12 protein-coding genes are annotated in these 16,202 nt (G+C 61.4%); 8 read left to right on the forward strand and 4 right to left on the reverse strand.

What is annotated here, in order from left to right; genetic code table 11:
* Positions 1–66: 66 nt before the first annotated feature.
* From ppk1 to HWW83_RS11210, 6 genes are all read left to right on the forward strand, one after another.
* Positions 67–2,130 carry a polyphosphate kinase 1 gene (gene ppk1 / locus HWW83_RS11185; RefSeq protein ID WP_033644044.1) on the forward strand — a complete coding sequence of 688 codons (2,064 nt, stop codon included), beginning with the start codon at positions 67–69 and terminating at the stop codon, positions 2,128–2,130.
* 10 nt (positions 2,131–2,140) lie between these two features.
* Positions 2,141–3,691, forward strand: a complete 1,551-nt coding sequence (gene ppx, locus HWW83_RS11190) for an exopolyphosphatase (RefSeq protein WP_033632396.1) — start codon at positions 2,141–2,143, stop codon at positions 3,689–3,691.
* 181 nt (positions 3,692–3,872) lie between these two features.
* Positions 3,873–4,055, forward strand: a complete 183-nt coding sequence (locus HWW83_RS11195; protein ID WP_004941600.1) for a YfgG family protein — start codon at positions 3,873–3,875, stop codon at positions 4,053–4,055.
* Between the two features lie 103 nt (positions 4,056–4,158).
* On the forward strand, positions 4,159–5,592 hold the full coding sequence (gene mgtE, locus HWW83_RS11200) for a magnesium transporter (RefSeq protein WP_015378729.1): 1,434 nt from the start codon (positions 4,159–4,161) through the stop codon (positions 5,590–5,592).
* A 185-nt stretch (positions 5,593–5,777) separates the two neighbouring features.
* Positions 5,778–9,104: a diguanylate cyclase gene (locus HWW83_RS11205; RefSeq protein ID WP_176589296.1), complete on the forward strand. Its 3,327-nt coding sequence runs from the start codon at positions 5,778–5,780 to the stop codon at positions 9,102–9,104.
* Between the two features lie 195 nt (positions 9,105–9,299).
* Complete coding sequence (locus HWW83_RS11210) at positions 9,300–9,653, forward strand: DNA-binding protein (RefSeq protein WP_069101090.1); 354 nt, start codon at positions 9,300–9,302, stop codon at positions 9,651–9,653.
* Between the two features lie 6 nt (positions 9,654–9,659).
* Here HWW83_RS11210 and alkA read toward each other — a convergent pair whose 3' ends face one another.
* The 3 genes from alkA to HWW83_RS11225 all read right to left on the reverse strand — a co-directional run bounded on the left by alkA (position 9,660) and on the right by HWW83_RS11225 (position 13,309).
* Positions 9,660–11,150, reverse strand: a complete 1,491-nt coding sequence (gene alkA, locus HWW83_RS11215; protein WP_089195065.1) for a DNA-3-methyladenine glycosylase 2 — start codon at positions 11,148–11,150, stop codon at positions 9,660–9,662.
* Between the two features lie 161 nt (positions 11,151–11,311).
* Complete coding sequence (locus tag HWW83_RS11220; RefSeq protein WP_033651541.1) at positions 11,312–12,151, reverse strand: oxidoreductase; 840 nt, start codon at positions 12,149–12,151, stop codon at positions 11,312–11,314.
* 147 nt (positions 12,152–12,298) lie between these two features.
* Positions 12,299–13,309, reverse strand: a complete 1,011-nt coding sequence (locus HWW83_RS11225) for an AraC family transcriptional regulator (protein WP_033644051.1) — start codon at positions 13,307–13,309, stop codon at positions 12,299–12,301.
* Positions 13,310–13,580: 271 nt separating this feature from the next.
* On the opposite strand from HWW83_RS11225, the gene yegD reads away from it, so the two are divergent.
* Together yegD and HWW83_RS11235 are read left to right on the forward strand one after the other, a co-directional pair.
* On the forward strand, positions 13,581–14,933 hold the full coding sequence (gene yegD, locus HWW83_RS11230) for a molecular chaperone (RefSeq protein WP_033651543.1): 1,353 nt from the start codon (positions 13,581–13,583) through the stop codon (positions 14,931–14,933).
* Positions 14,934–14,984: 51 nt separating this feature from the next.
* Positions 14,985–15,551, forward strand: a complete 567-nt coding sequence (locus HWW83_RS11235; RefSeq protein WP_142002800.1) for a GNAT family N-acetyltransferase — start codon at positions 14,985–14,987, stop codon at positions 15,549–15,551.
* On the opposite strand, the gene HWW83_RS11240 is transcribed toward HWW83_RS11235, so the two are convergent.
* Positions 15,548–16,165, reverse strand: coding sequence for a pyridoxamine 5'-phosphate oxidase family protein (locus HWW83_RS11240; protein ID WP_033644055.1), 618 nt, complete (start codon positions 16,163–16,165; stop codon positions 15,548–15,550). The two genes, HWW83_RS11235 and HWW83_RS11240, sit on opposite strands and share 4 nt — an antisense overlap.
* Between the last annotated feature and the right edge of the window lie 37 nt (positions 16,166–16,202).

Genomic DNA, 16,202 nt, shown 5'->3' on the forward strand with positions numbered 1-16,202 from the left:
AGGACACTAGAGCGGCATCCGGGCGCTGCGTCCCGGATCCTATTCTAAAATTGAACTGGAGTGGCAATGGGTCAGGAAAAGCTCTACATCGAAAAAGAACTAAGCTGGTTATCCTTTAATGAACGCGTGTTGCAGGAAGCCGCAGATAAGAGCAATCCCCTGATTGAACGAATGCGTTTTCTGGGCATTTACTCCAACAACCTCGACGAGTTCTATAAAGTCCGCTTCGCCGATCTCAAACGCCGCATCCTGATCAGCGAAGAGCAGGGCTCCGCCGGCGCCTCGCGCCACCTGCTGAAAAAGATCCAGGCCAAGGTGCTGAAAACCGATCAGGAATTCGACGGCCTGTACAACGATCTGCTGCTGGAAATGGCGCGCAACCAGATCTTCCTGATCAACGAACGCCAGGTGTCCGAAAACCAGCAAATCTGGCTGCGCCAGTATTTCAAACAGCATCTGCGCCAGCACATCACGCCGATCCTGATCAACCACGACACCAATCTGGTGCAGTTCCTGAAAGACGATTACACCTATCTGGCGGTGGAAATTATCCGCGGCGCGCGCACCGACTATGCGCTGCTGGAAATCCCGTCGGACAAAGTGCCGCGCTTCGTCAATCTGCCGCCGGAAGCGCCGCGCCGCCGCAAGCCGATGATCCTGCTGGACAACATTCTGCGTTACTGCCTGGATGAGATTTTCAAAGGCTTCTTCGACTACGACGCGCTCAACGCCTATTCGATGAAGATGACCCGCGACGCAGAGTACGATCTGGTGACCGAAATGGAATCCAGCCTGCTGGAACTGATGTCCTCCAGCCTGAAACAGCGCCTCACCGCCGAACCGGTGCGCTTCGTTTATCAGCGCGACATGCCGAACGAGATGGTGGAACTGCTGCGCGGCAAGCTGGGCATCTCCAACTACGATTCGGTGATCGCCGGCGGCCGCTATCACAATTTTAAAGACTTCATCAGCTTCCCGAACGTCGGCAAGGCCAATCTGGTCAACAAGCCGCTGCCGCGCCTGCGCCACATCTGGTTCGACGGTTTCCGCAACGGCTTCGACGCCATTCGCGAAAAAGACGTGCTGCTCTACTACCCGTACCACACCTTTGAACACGTGCTGGAGCTGCTGCGCCAGGCGTCGTTCGATCCGAGCGTGCTGGCGATCAAAATCAACATCTACCGCGTGGCGAAAGACTCGCGCATCATCGAATCGATGATCCACGCCGCGCACAACGGCAAAAAGGTCACGGTGGTGGTCGAGCTGCAGGCGCGCTTCGACGAAGAGGCCAACATTCACTGGGCGAAGCGCCTGACCGAAGCCGGCGTACACGTGATCTTCTCGGCGCCGGGGCTGAAAATCCACGCCAAACTGTTCCTGATTTCGCGCCGTGAAGGCGATGAAATTGTGCGCTATGCTCATATCGGCACCGGCAACTTTAACGAAAAAACCGCGCGCATCTATACCGACTATTCGCTGCTGACCGCCGACTCACGCATCACCAACGAAGTGCGCCGGGTGTTCAACTTTATCGAGAACCCCTACCGGCCGGTCACCTTCGACAACCTGATGGTGTCGCCGCAGAACTCGCGCCTGAAGCTGTATGAGCTGATCGACAACGAAATCGCCAACGCCCAGGCCGGGGAACAGGCCGGCATTATGTTGAAAATAAATAATCTGGTGGATAAAGGGCTGGTAGATCGGTTATATACCGCGTCCGGCGCCGGCGTGAAGATCCGCCTGCTGGTGCGGGGCATGTGTTCCCTGATTCCCAACCTGCCGGGGATCAGCGACAATATTCAGGTGATCAGCATCGTCGATCGCTTTTTGGAACACGATCGGGTTTACGTTTTCGACAACAAAGGTGACAAACGGGTGTATCTGTCCTCCGCCGACTGGATGACCCGCAACATAGATTACCGTATCGAAGTGGCGGTATCGCTGCTGGATCCGGCGCTGAAACAGCGCGTTCTGGACATTCTGGAGATCCTGTTCAGCGATACGGTCAAGGCCCGTTATGTGGATAAAGAACTGAGCAACCAGTACGTGCCGCGCGGCAACCGCCGCAAAGTGCGCGCCCAGGTGGCTATTTACGAGTATTTAAAAGCTCTGGAACAACCAGGACAGTAGGCCAGCAACTATGCCGCTAAAAAACACTGCAACGAACAAACCGCAGGAAATCGCCGCCATCGACCTCGGGTCGAACAGTTTCCACATGGTGATCGCCCGCGTCGTCAACGGCGCCTTACAGGTATTGGGCCGTTTAAAACAGCGGGTGCACCTCGCCGACGGATTGGACAGCAACAACGTACTCAGTGAAGAGGCGATAGAACGCGGCCTGGCCTGCCTGGCGCTGTTTGCCGAACGGCTGCAGGGCTTCCCGGCGGATAACGTCACCATCGTCGGGACCCACACCCTGCGCCAGGCGGTGAACGCCGAAGTGTTCCTCAAGCGCGCCGCCAAAGTGATCCCCTACCCGATCGAAATCATCGCTGGCCAGGAAGAAGCGCGCCTGATCTTCATGGGCGTGGAGCACACTCAACCGGAGAAAGGCCGCAAGCTGGTGATCGACATCGGCGGCGGCTCGACCGAGCTGGTGATCGGCGAAGACTTCGAGCCGCTGCTGGCGGAAAGCCGCCGCATGGGCTGCGTCAGCTTCGCCCAGCTGTTCTTCCCCGGCGGCGAGATCAGCAAAAACAACTTCCGCCGCGCGCGGCTGGCGGCGGCGCAGAAGCTGGAAACGCTGGCCTGGCAGTACCGCATTCAGGGCTGGCAGTACGCGCTGGGCGCCTCAGGCACCATCAAGGCCGCCCACGAAGTGCTGGTGGCGATGGGCGAAAAAGACGGTCTGATCACCCTCGAACGCCTGGAAATGCTCGCCGAACAGGTGCTGCAGTTCAAAAGCTTCAGCTCACTGAGCCTGCCGGGGCTGTCGGAAGATCGCCAATCGGTGTTCGTGCCGGGGCTGGCTATTCTGTGCGGCGTGTTCGATGCGCTGGCGATCCGCGATCTGCGCCTGTCTGACGGTGCGTTGCGCGAAGGCGTGCTGTATGAAATGGAAGGCCGCTTCCGCCACCAGGACATCCGCAGCCGCACCGCCAAAAGCCTGGCCGATCACTACAACATCGACCGCGAACAGGCCAAGCGGGTGCTGGAAACCACCGAACTGCTCTATTCGCAGTGGATGGCGCAAAACACCAAGCTGGTGCATCCGCAATTGGAAGCCCTGCTGAAATGGGCCGCCATGCTGCACGAAGTGGGGCTGAGCATCAACCACAGCGGCATGCATCGCCATTCGGCTTACATTCTGCAAAACTCCAATCTGCCTGGCTTTAACCAGGAACAGCAGCTGCTGTTGGCGGCGTTGGTGCGTTTCCACCGCAAGGCGATCAAGCTGGAAGAGCTGCCGCGCCTCAACCTGTTCAAAAAGAAACACTACCTGCCGCTGATCCAGCTGCTGCGTCTGAGCACCCTGCTCAACAACCAGCGCCAGTCGACCACCACGCCGGAAACGCTGCGCCTGACCACCGACGACAACCACTGGACGCTGCGCTTCCCGGCCGGCTACCTGGCGCAAAACAACCTGGTGCAGTTGGACTTCGAGCGCGAGCAGGCCTACTGGAACGACGTCGTCGGCTGGAAGCTGCTGATCGACGAAGAAGGTTCGCAAGACGAACAGCGCTCCGCCTGATCCCCCGCCCCCTGCCAGACAGGGGGTTTTTCTTTCCGCCCCCGCTCCGCCAACCTAAACGAAACCCTAATACGGCGCGCCGCTCGCCGGAAAAAAATGGACAACTTTTGTCATCAGCGCCTAAAATCCGGTTACAAATTCTCGAGCGAATAACACAGGACACCGGCATACCGGGTGATATATGCGCAAGAAAACCACCGGACAGATGACGAAGATAGTGTTGTTTATCAGCTTTATCATTTTAGTCGGCCGACTGCTGTACGCCGCCGTGGTGGCGGTGCCTCATCATCAGGAAAAAAAGCAGGCCGCTGCGCAAAACGCCGCCGAAGTCAGCGCGCCGCAACAGGACGCCTCCTCTGAATAACCGCCGCGCCCCGTCCGTTTCATAAAAATGACTCCGGCACTCGCTATGCTCTATCTTTTAATGAGCCTGCGTCAGGAACGCCGAGCGCCCGTTAAGGAACACCATGTCAGCCGCAACCCATAACGTCAAAAAAGTCGCTGAACACCGCCAGCGCATTCTCACTCTGTTGTTGAACAATAAGGAATTGGTCGACGGCATTCTCGGCCGCCCAGGGGATGAACACGCCCTCAGCCAAAGCGAACTGCTGAACCAAACGGCGGAAATTACCGGCCTGCTTGACGACATGCACGCCGCCGACCTGGCGGACCTGCTGGAAGCGCTGCCGCAGGACGAGCGCATGGCGCTGTGGCGGCTGGTGGGCAACAGCAAGCGCGGCCAGACGCTGGTGGAAGTCGCCGAACCGGTCTGGGACAGCCTGATCGAAGAAATGAGCGATAAAGACCTGCTCAAAGCGATCAAAACGCTGGACGTGGACGAACAGGCCTATCTGGCGCAATACCTGCCGCGTAACCTGATGGGCCGGTTGCTGACCTCGCTGGAGCCGGAGCAGCGCGCTCAGGTGCGCGAGATGAGCCAGTACGCCAAAGACAGCGTCGGCTGGATGATGGATTTCGAACTGGTGACGGTGCGGCCGGACGTCACGCTCGGCGCGGTGCACCGTTTTTTGCGCATGCGTAAAACCATTCCCGACGCCACCGATAAACTGTTCGTCACCGATCGCAAAAACACCCTGCTGGGCGAACTGCCGCTCACCGCAGTGCTGCTGAACGACCCGGAGATCCCGGTGCGCGAGGTGATGGACAGCGATCCCGCCACCTTTCAGCCCGAAGACAAGGCCGATGAAGCGGCCGGCGCGTTCGAACGTTACGACCTGATCAGCGCCCCGGTGGTTGATGCCAAAGGCAAACTGATGGGCCGCCTGACTATCGAAGAGATCGTCGACGCCGTCAACGAAGAGAGCGACACCAATTTGCGCCGCATGGGCGGTTTGAGCCCGGAAGAAGACGTGTTCGCCCCGGTCAGCAAGGCGGTCAAGACCCGCTGGGCCTGGCTGGCGATCAACCTCTGTACCGCGTTCGTCGCCTCGCGCGTGATTGGCCTGTTCGAACACACCATTTCCCAGTTGGTGGCGCTGGCGGCGCTGATGCCGATCGTCGCCGGCATCGGCGGCAACACCGGCAACCAAACCATCACCATGATTGTGCGCGCGCTGGCGCTGCACCAGATTGAAGTCGGCAACATCTCGCGCCTGATGCTCAGGGAGCTGGGCGTCGCCATCATCAACGGCGTGGTGTGGGGCGGCATCATGGGCGTGATCACCTGGCTGCTGTACGGCGACGCGGCAATGGGCGGCGTGATGACGCTGGCGATGCTGCTCAACCTGCTGTTGGCGGCGCTGATGGGCGTGGTGATCCCGATGACCATGCTCAAACTGGGCCGCGATCCGGCGGTCGGCTCGAGCGTGCTCATCACCGCGCTGACCGACACCGGCGGCTTTTTCATCTTCCTCGGCCTCGCCACCCTGTTCCTGCTGTAATACGCCAAAAGCCGGCCTCGCGCCGGCTTTTTCGTCATTCTGTCGCCGGGCTGGCGTTAACGCAGTAAAGTCGGCCTTCCCGGTAGGTTTTCCTCTCGCGCTGTACTACCCTTTGCCAATAAATCGTCTTAATTCATCCACGTCATGAATCCAATCACTGACAGAGGCCATCGGTAAGGGTGTCTATGGATATCAGCGCGCCGAACACGTTCGGCACACACAAAGGCGTCGTGGTGACGCATTCCCTGTTCGTGGCGCTGGCGACGTTTTTGCTCGCCTTGTTGAGCCTGTCGCTGTCCAACGAAGCCCGCCACTTCACGCCGCTGTGGTTCCCGACCGCCGCCGCAATCGCGGTGCTGTACCGCCACGCCCCGCGTCACTGGGGGCTGCCGCTGCTGGCCAGCGGCCTCGGCATCGTGCTCGCCAGCTTCTTGCTGTTCGGCGTCAGCGTCACTCCCGTCAAGCTGGCCGCCATCAACCTGCTGGAAGCGGCGATTTGCGCCCTGCTGTTGCGCCGCATGCTACACCCGTACGATCCGTTGAATGATCTCGCCAGTTGGCTGCGTTTTGTGGTCTGTGCGGTGATTTTTACCCCGCTGTTCAGCGCGCTGCTGGCCGCCGGCCTGGTACCCGCGCCAGAGCAGCCTTTTTGGCAGCCGTTCGGTACCTGGTTCATTTCCGAAGCGATAGGGGTACTGTCGCTGGCACCGATCGGCCTCGCTTACAACCGTCGTACCCTGACGGCGCTGAACCCGTTTCCATTATTGCTGACACTGATGGTTACGCTGGCTTTCAGCTTTATGGCGCTGACCTATCTGCCTTTTCCGTTCACGTTCGTGATTTTGCCGCTGCTGTGGGCAGCCATCGCACTGCCGCGTTTTGAGGCGTTCACCGTTTGCTTCTGCACCCTCTTGCTGATCACCGTGATGATTTCGCTGGGACTGCTGCATTTTCAGGCTACCGGCAAACACCTTGGCGATCTCGGTCTGTACTTGCCGATGCTGCTGATTTTAATCCCGGCGCACGCAATGGCGGTGGTGATGCACGCCTTCCGAGTGGAAAAACAGCATATCGTCGAAAGTGAAAGCCGCTTTCGCAGCGCGCTGGAGTATTCCGCCATCGGCATGGCGCTGGTGTCGCCGCAGGGCAAATGGCTGCAGGTCAATCAGGCGCTGTGCACGCTGCTCGGCTATACGCCGGAGGCGCTGCATAAGCTGACCTTTCAAGAAATTACGCATCCCGACGATCTCAACGCCGATCTCAGCCAGTTGCACGACCTGCTCGATGGCCATATCAGCAGCTATACCCTGGAGAAACGCTACATTCGCAGCGACGGCCAGACCGTTTGGGCGCTGCTGGCGGTTTCGCTGGTGCGCGACGCCGAAGGGGTGCCGTTGTACTTCATCTCTCAGGTGGAGGACATCAGCGATTTGAAGCGCAGCCAGGCGGAAAACAACCGGCTGGTGGAGCGCATAACGCTGGCCAATCAGGTGGGCGGCGTCGGCATCTGGGAATGGGTGATAAGCCAGGAAAACTTCACCTGGGATCAGCGCATGTTCGAACTCTACGATCTCAATTCCGACCAAACGCCGACGTTGGCGCTGTGGCGTACGCTGTTGGTGCCGGAAGATCGCGACCGCACCGATCGCGAGCTGGCCGAGATTCTGGCTCAGCCACGACCATTCGTCATGGAATTTCGCATCACCACGCGCGGCGGCAAGTTACGCCATATTCGCGGCCAGGGCAATGTGATCCTCGACGACCAGGGCCAGCCGCTGCGCATGATCGGCACCAATATCGACATGACCGAGCTCAAGATCCTCGCCGAAGCGCTGCACGAGGAGAAAGAGCGCTTGCACATTACCCTCGACGCCATCGGCGAAGGGGTGATCTCCACCGACGGTCACCAGCGCATTACCTTTATGAATCCGGTGGCCGAGCAGATGTGCGGCTGGCCGCTCGATCTGGCGATCGGTATGCCCGTCGCCGGCGTGGTGCGCCTGACCAACGGTAAAGACGGCCCGGAAATCGAAAACCTCACGCAATACCCACGGCAGTGGCCGGCGGATTACGCGCTGGTGCTGCACAGCCGCGACGGGCGCTATTTCGACGTGCAGCAGTCGGTCTCACCGCTGAAAACCCTCGACGGCGAAACCATGGGCGCGGTGATGGTGCTGCAGGATGTCACCGCCTCGCGCGAATTGATGAAAAAGCTCAGCTACAGCGCCTCACACGACGCGCTGACCGGCCTGCCGAACCGTACCCGCTTCGAGAAGCAGTTGAAAGCGGCGATCGTCGCCAGCGGCGAACCGTCGTCGTCGCATTCGCTGGTGTTCCTCGATCTGGATCGGTTCAAGGCGGTGAACGACACCGCCGGCCACGCGGCGGGTGATGCCTTGCTGCGGGACATCTCCCAGCTGATGCGGCACCAGCTGCGCAACAGCGACTGCCTGGCCCGGCTGGGTGGCGACGAATTCGGCCTAATCCTGTTCGACTGCCGGCTTGAACAGGCCAAATCGCTGATGCAACAGGTGGTCAACCAAATCAGCCAACACCCGTTCTACTGGGAAGGAAAGATTTACCGCGTCGGCGCCAGCGCCGGCATCACGCGCATCGGCGGCGACGCCAAAAGCAGCGAGCTGCTGGCGCAGGCCGACATCGCCTGCTACACCGCCAAACACCACGGGCGCGGCCAGGTGTATCTGTATGAAACGCGACAAAAACAGCTGCTGGAACGGCAGCATGAATTGCTGAGCCCACAGGAGGTACAGGCGATCGTCAGCGAGGGGCAGCTGCGGCTGCTGACCCGCGCCATCGCGCCGCCGGCGACGCCGCTGTCGGCCGCGTTTCACCAGGTAACACTGCAGGTGATGGCGCCGGACGACCGCCCGCTGTCGCACGAGGCGTTCATCGCCGCCGCGCAGCTGTACGGCCTGATGCCGGACATCGACCGCTGGACGGCGGCGCAACTGCTGGTGAAATATGCCGACGACATCAAACGCAAAGGGCTGTCGCTCGCGCTGCCGCTGGCCATCGACAGCCTGCTGAGCGCCGACTTCCAGCGCTACCTGACTGAAACGGTGCGCGCTTCCTCGCTGCCGCCGCAGGCGCTGCTGTTCAGCGTCGATGAGGCCGCAATACTGGAGCACGCCGCGCAGTGTCGGGCATTTCTCCGCGAACTGCAGCAGCAGGGCTGCCGGCTGATCGTCAACGGCTTCGGGCATAACATCAATGCGTTCGATGAGCTCAGCGACCAGAGGATCGACATCATTCGCATCGATGAGCGCTTTATCACCAACGTGCACTGCAACCAGATGGACGAGCTGATGGTCTCGATGCTCAACGGCGCGGCGCATCGCATTAAAGCGCAGACCTTCGCCGGACCGGCTCACCAGCCGGTGACGCTGCAGGCGCTGCGCGACATTGGCGTCGATCTGGCGGACGGCGACCAGGTGGCGCTGGAGCAGCCGCTGGCGGTGTTGCTCAGCGACGGCTATTTCGGCATCCGTTAACCCTCTCCCCCCTCTCAGGCGCCGTCTCCCGGGCGGCGCCTCGCATCTCGTTCGTTACATAATATTAACCAAGACAAGATTAGTGATATAAATAACACCTTAGGCTTAAACGATTAAGTAAGATGAAGCACCCGTACGAGTATCAGCGTATCCGTTGATTTTCCTCGACATGTGATGGCTCAGGGATAAGGGACTATGGAAAAGAAATGGTTTTCCGCCAGGGAACTGATGGGTAAGGCGGGGTTGCCGTCAACCCCGCAAGGGGTCAATCTGATGGCCCGACGCGAAGGCTGGGTCAGCCGCCGCCGCAGCGGCGTGCAGGGCAAAGCGCTGGAATACCATATCGACAGTCTGCCGTTCGGCGCGCGCAGCCTGTCGGCCTTGCGCGAGGCAGACCATCCGGACTACGCGGTCAAACGCCAGGATCCGGTGCGGGTCTGGATCGAGTATTACTACCACCTGACGCCGGCCGAGCGGGAAAAGCTGCTGGCGTTCCTGATGCGTGAAGGCATGAGCCGCCTGCTGCAGCTGATCGAGTCCCCCCGCTAGCCGCGTTCAACTCTCTCCTTCCGGCGCCCAGCCGCCGTTGTGCCACAGGTGCAGCGTGGCGTAAGAGCGCCACGGGCGCCAACGTTCGGCGTAGCGTTCAATCTGGCGCGGCGTCATACCGGGGAAACGCTGTTTGATCAGGTAGTCGCCGGCCAGGAACACGTCCGGCCACGACCAGGCGCGCATCGCGATATAGCTGGCGGTCCAGTTGCCGATGCCCGGCAGCGCGGTCAGCGCCTTGATGCCCTGTTCGATATCCAGCACGTTGTCGAGCTGCAGCCGTCCTTCCCCCAGCGCGCGGGCGATCTCGATCAGCGCCGCCGCGCGCTTCACTTGCACCCCGAGCGGGCGCAGTTCTTCAGGCTGCAGCTGCGCCACCCGTTCTGCTGTGGGGAAAACGTGGGTGATGCCCTCATGCGGCGTCGCCAGCGCTTCGCCCCAGCGTTCGGCCATCCGTCCGGCGAAGGTCGCCGCCATTTTCACGCTGACCAACTGCCCCAGCACCGCACGCGCCGCCTGCTCGAAACTGTTCACGCAGCCCGGCAGGCGCAGCCCCGGCGCATCGGCCGCCAGCGAGCCCAGCGCCTCATTGATGCGATCCGGCGCGGCGTCCAGATCAAACAGCAGGCGCACCCGGCGCAACACCTCCGTCGTCACCAGACTGAGCGTCGGCGCAATCTCGACCCGAACCCGATTGCGCGCCTCTTCCGGCTGCACGCTGAGCCAGCCGCGGTGTTCCGTGCCGCCCTGGCTGACGGCGATCGAGCGCAGGTAGCGGCGCCCCTCGACCCGCTCCACGCCCTGCACGGCGCGCGCCTGCAAGAAATTCAGCATGCGCGCCCAGTCATAGGGCGGCCGATAGCCCAGGTGAAACACCAACCCGCTGGCGGCGGCCCGTTCACCGCGCGCGCCGCCGCTGCGCAGCGCCGAAGGGATCAGGCGGTAACGCGCCTTGAACAGCTCGTTGAAACGCCGCAGGCTGCCGAAACCGGCGGCGAACGCCACCTCGCTGAGCGGCAGATCGGTGTCCGCCAGCAGGCGCTTGGCCTGCAGCAACCGATGTGACTGCGCGTAGTCGATCGGCGAAGCGCCAAACTGTTCGGCGAAGATGCGCCGCAGATGGCGATCGGAAATGCCCAGCCGCGCCGCCAGCGCTTCGCAGCTGTGTTCGGACAGATACCCCTGCTCGATGAGCTGCACCGCCACCTGGGCATAGCGGTTGCCCAGATCGATCAGCGCCAGGCCGGGCGCCAGTTCCGGTCGGCATTTGAGGCAGGGGCGAAACCCCGCCAGTTCAGCCGCCGCCGCGCTCGGATAAAAGGTGCAGTTTTCCAGCTTCGGCGTGCGGGCGCTGCACACCGGGCGACAATAGATGCCGGTGGAAGAGACGCCGACGAAAAAACGGCCGTCGAATTTGCGGTCACGCGCGCGCAGCGCGTCGTACAACGCTTGCTGTTGAGTATTCATGGCAACGCTCGGGTTCGGTTTTTTCTGCATTATGGGACTCGGCTAGCGCGCTGACGTGCGGAATTCGGACATTAAGTTACGCACCTTCCCACCGTCCAGATTAGCGATTGTCTTTAATGATTATGCGTCTGAACAGCGTTCAGACGCACCATTTTCACCGCCACCGACATAAAGCCCCGCTGCCCGACGACTTATTGCCCCTGGCGCGGTACCCCCAATGCCCGGCGCATCAGCCCATCGAAGGCGCGATCGGACAACAAGCGCCGCAGAAAAATCAGCGGTTTCGCGCCAAACCCCACGGCATAGCGCGTTTTCGGACGATGGGCGGCGACGGCTTTGGCGATCGTATCGGCAATCACGCTCGGCGGCGATTGCCGTTTCTTGCTGGCGTCGCTGACCATGGCGTGGGCGACAGCGTGAGCCTGAGCGGCGTACTCGCTCTGGCCGGAAACGCCGATCAGTTTTTCCGCGGCGATATCCGCCCATTCACTCTGGATGCCGCCGGGTTCGATCACCACGACGTCGATGCCGAAAGGTTGCACCTCCATGCGCAAACAGTCGCTGATGGCCTCCAAGGCGAATTTGGTGCCGTGATACCATCCACCCAGCGGCGTATGTATTTTCCCGCCCATCGACGTAATATTGATGACGGTGCCGGAGCGCTGCGCTCGCATGTGCGGCAAAATCAGCTGCGTCAGCCGAACCGCACCGAACACATTCACATCAAATTGAGCGCGAGCCTCATCCGCAGAAACGTCTTCAATAGCGCCATAGGAGCCGTAACCGGCGTTATTGACCAACACATCGATACGCCCCGTTTCGGCGATGATGGTCTTTACCGCCTGCGCCATGGAAGCATCGTCGGTGACGTCCAACGGCAAAACGCGAATGCCGGCGGCAGCCAGAGCCTGCATGCGTTCAACCCGGCGGGCGGCCGCATAAACGGTATGCCCGCGCTGCTTTAACGTGACGGCGGTGGCTTCGCCAATACCGGACGAGGCGCCGGTCACCAGGATCACTTTGGACTTCATACTGACTGCTCCTTATTAGGATGATTGCGTTGGCGACTGCCTGCGCAGTCTGTATGTTGTCCACTTTAAGCGACGGGCCCTGCCGCAACCATGTCGAACCGCGCCAATCAACTCGCAGAATGCGCCAACGTGAACAGCGCCTCTCGGCTAATTCAGCCGCATCGCCTGGCGAGCCGCTTCCGGCGTTTGCCCTGTCCATTCGTGAAAGGCGCGGAAGAAAGAGTTCGGCTCTTCAAAACCGAGCAAAAAGGCAATCTCTCCGCTGGTAAGGGTCGAATGCTTAAGATAGTGGCGCGCCAATTTTTCCCGGGTGCCGTTGCTCAGCGAACGAAAACTCTCGCCCTCATCTTCCAGACGCCGCTGCAGCGTCCGGCGGCTCATGCCCAATCTTGCCGCCACCGCGTCGATGCCGGCGGTATTGCTGGGAATCAACTCCAGCAGCACCGCACAAACGCGCTCTCCGGTGGTTGCCGTGGCGTCCAGTTCACTGAGGCGACGACGCAGCTCGGGTTCGAAAACGCGCCACATGCCCTCATTCACTGTCAAAAAGGGACGCAAGGCATCTGCGGAGGAGAAAGTAATGCCCGGCCCTGCCCCAGGCGTTACCGCGCAGCCGAAGAAGGCTGCCAAGGGGCGTGAAAGGGCTGCAGGCGGCAGTTCAGGCAAGGTGATACGGCGCGCTTTTACCGGTTCGCGCGTGGCAAGCTGCGCCAGCCGAACATAAAATGCCAGCTCAGCCACCAGTAAAGACGCCGGTACCGCCTCCTCCGCCAACAACCAGCGGGGTGAAATCGTCATTTCGCCTTCAGGGCCGATGGCGAGCTCCAGGCTCATCGGCGCCGTAAGTTGCTTGTATTTCGCTAACCGCTGGACAGCTTGCGCCAGATTGGCGCTGCACAGGGCGGCGAATATCGGAGGGTCAAACGATTCCGTTGACATCAGCGCAACGATTTTCAACGGAAACAACGGGTCGCCCGTTCCTTCCTCCATCGCGCGCCAGAAGCGGAAATATTCTTCCGTAGTGATCCCTTCAGCGGTGCGTGACAACAGATCTTCAGGCAATGCAGCCCGGCGTAAAACATCCGTCGGCTGGAGCCCCAGATCTTTCAGCAGGGTTCTCCAGCCGATATTCATGAGAAAGGTCGAGTTGCGCGTCATGAAATCCTCATCACAGAGTCATAGGGAAAGGCATTCCCCGCTCGGAATACCTGTTGAGTATAAAGAAATGGCGTGCGTCTTGATGGGCGAAGCACGCCATTTTCATAGCCGACTGTGCCATTGCTGCGGCTTGAGCGTTATCTGCACTGAGAAAGTTCGCGCACGCCGCCGCGCCCGCTAAATTTTTCGACACTCGCGCATTGGCGCATTGCCCGCCGGCCCCGTCTCGGGTAAAGTCGCCCCCCTTCATTGGCATGGGGACAAAAAAGAGATGTTTATTGGATTCGATTACGGGACAGCCAACTGTTCCGTTGCAGTGATGCGCGACCACGGCCCCGAGCTGTTGACGCTGGAAAACAACGCGCCCTATCTGCCTTCGATGCTGTGCGCGCCGACCCGCGAAGCGGTGAGCGAATGCCTGCACCGCCATTGGCAGATCCCGACCGGCAGCGAAGAAAACCAGCAGCTGCTGCGCCGCGCCATCAGTTACAACCGCGAAGAAGACATTCCGGTCAACGGCGACAGCGTGCTGTTCGGCCTGCAGGCGCTGGCGCACTATATGGAAGATCCGGAAGAGGTGTACTTCGTGCGCTCGCCGAAGTCCTTCCTCGGCGCCAACGGCCTGAAACCACAGCAGATCGCGCTGTTCGAAGACCTGGTGTGCGCCATGATGTTCCACATCAAACGCCAGGCGGAAAATGTGCTGCAAACCGGCATCGATCAGGCGGTGATCGGCCGACCGATCAACTTCCAGGGCATCGGCGGCGACGAAGCCAACCGGCAGGCGCAGGGCATTCTGCAACGCGCCGCCGAACGCGCCGGTTTCAAGGACATTGAATTCCAGTTCGAGCCGGTGGCGGCGGGGCTGGACTTCGAAGCGACGCTGAGCGAAGAGCAAACCGTGCTGGTAGTGGACATCGGTGGCGGCACCACCGACTGCTCGGTGCTGCTGATGGGGCCGCAGTGGCGCAACCGCGCCGATCGCCAGCAGAGCCTGCTGGGCCACAGCGGCTGCCGGGTCGGCGGTAACGATCTGGACATCATGCTGGCCTTCAAGCAGCTGATGCCGCTGTTCGGCCTGGGTGGCGAAACCGCGAAAGGCATCGCCCTGCCGGCGCTGCCTTACTGGAACGCGGTGGCGACCAACGATGTGCCGGCGCAAAACGATTTCTACAGCACCGCCAACGGCCGCGTGCTGCGCGATCTGATCCTCGACGCGGCGGAGCCGGAAAAGGTCAAGCGCCTGCTGAAAGTGTACCAGCAGCGCCTGAGCTACCGATTGGTGCGGGCGGCCGAAGAGAGTAAGATCGCCCTGTCCGGCCAAACGGCCATCAGCGCGCCGCTCAATTTCGTGCAGGCCGATCTGGCGGAGAACATCAGCCAGGATCAGCTCGCCGACGCCATCTCGCAGCCGTTGATGCGCATTCAGGAGCAGGTCAGCGCCGCGCTGGCCAGCAGCCAGACCGCGCCGCAGGTGATCTACCTGACCGGCGGCAGCGCGCGTTCGCCGCTGCTGCGCGCCGCGCTGCAACAGCAGCTGCCGGGCATTCCGATCGTCGGCGGCAACGACTTCGGCTCGGTCACCGCCGGGCTGGCGCGCTGGGCGCAAACGCTGTTCCGTTGACAGCCCGCGGGCGCGGCTCGCCGCGCCCTTGTTCATTGGAGGCTATGCATCATGTCGACCATCCTTACCCTCGACAGCGCCAGGCTGCGGCTGCGCCCCTGGCGCGACGACGACCTGCCGGCCTTCGCCGCGCTCAACGCCGATCCGCAGGTCATGCGCTATTTCCCGGCGACGATGACGGCCGAGGAAAGCCGCGCGCAGGCCGAACGCATCCGCGCTTTCCTGCAACAGCACGGCTGGGGGCTGTGGGCGGTGGAAGTGAAAAGCGGCGCGCCTTTTATCGGTTTTGTCGGGCTGGCGCAGCCGGGCGACGATCTGCCTTGCTCCCCCTGCGTGGAGATCGGCTGGCGGTTGGCGGCGGCCCACTGGGGCAACGGCTACGCCGCTGAGGCGGCGCGCGCCGCGCTGGCGTGCGCCTTCGACACGCTGCATTTGCCGGAAGTGGTGTCCTTCACCGCCGAAGATAACCAGCCGTCGCGCCGGGTGATGACGCGCATCGGTATGCGCTTCGACGGCGAAACCTTCCTGCACCCGCGTCTGCCGGCGGGCCATCCGCTGCAAAAGCACGTCTTATACCGGCTGAATCGACAAACGTGGCGCGAACGCCACGGCGATTAATACAGCGTATCCTTCAGCCGCTGCGGCAGCGCGCTGTCGTACTCCTCACCGTCGAAGCGCGTTTGGCTCACCGCGGCCAAAATATGGCCGGGGCTGGGCAGCACCGAACGCTCGAGGCGGCTGGCCTCTTCCCATAACCCCGAACGCAAGATCGCCCGGCTGCACTGGAAGAACACCGCCTCCACCCGAATGCGCAGCACCGAACGCGGCAGCTGGTTGCGGTGGGCGAAGCGCTGCAACACCGCCGGCGCCACCACGATCTCCGCCCGCCCGTTAATCCGCAGCGTTTCGCCGATGCCGGGGATCAGCAGCAGCAGCGCCACCCGGTTGTCGTGCAGGATATTGCGCAGGCTGTCGATGCGGTTATTGCCACGCCGATCCGGCAACAGCAGGGTTTTCTCGTCTTCGATATGAATGAAACCGGCCGGATCGCCGCGCGGCGAGACGTCCATGCCGTCCGGCCCCACCGTCGAGAGGGCGGCGAACGGCGCCGCCTCGATAAACGGACGGTAAGCCGGGTGGATGTAGCTGACTTCTTTAAAAACCGAGGGCGCGGCGGGCTTGCCGTACAGCTGTTCCAGCGCCGCGAGGTCGTTGATGATATCGCCAGACATTGCAGTTTCCTGAATGAGTCATATTGACCCCTTCAGC

Source organism: Serratia ureilytica, from assembly GCF_013375155.1.
In the GTDB taxonomy this organism is placed as follows: domain Bacteria; phylum Pseudomonadota; class Gammaproteobacteria; order Enterobacterales; family Enterobacteriaceae; genus Serratia; species Serratia ureilytica.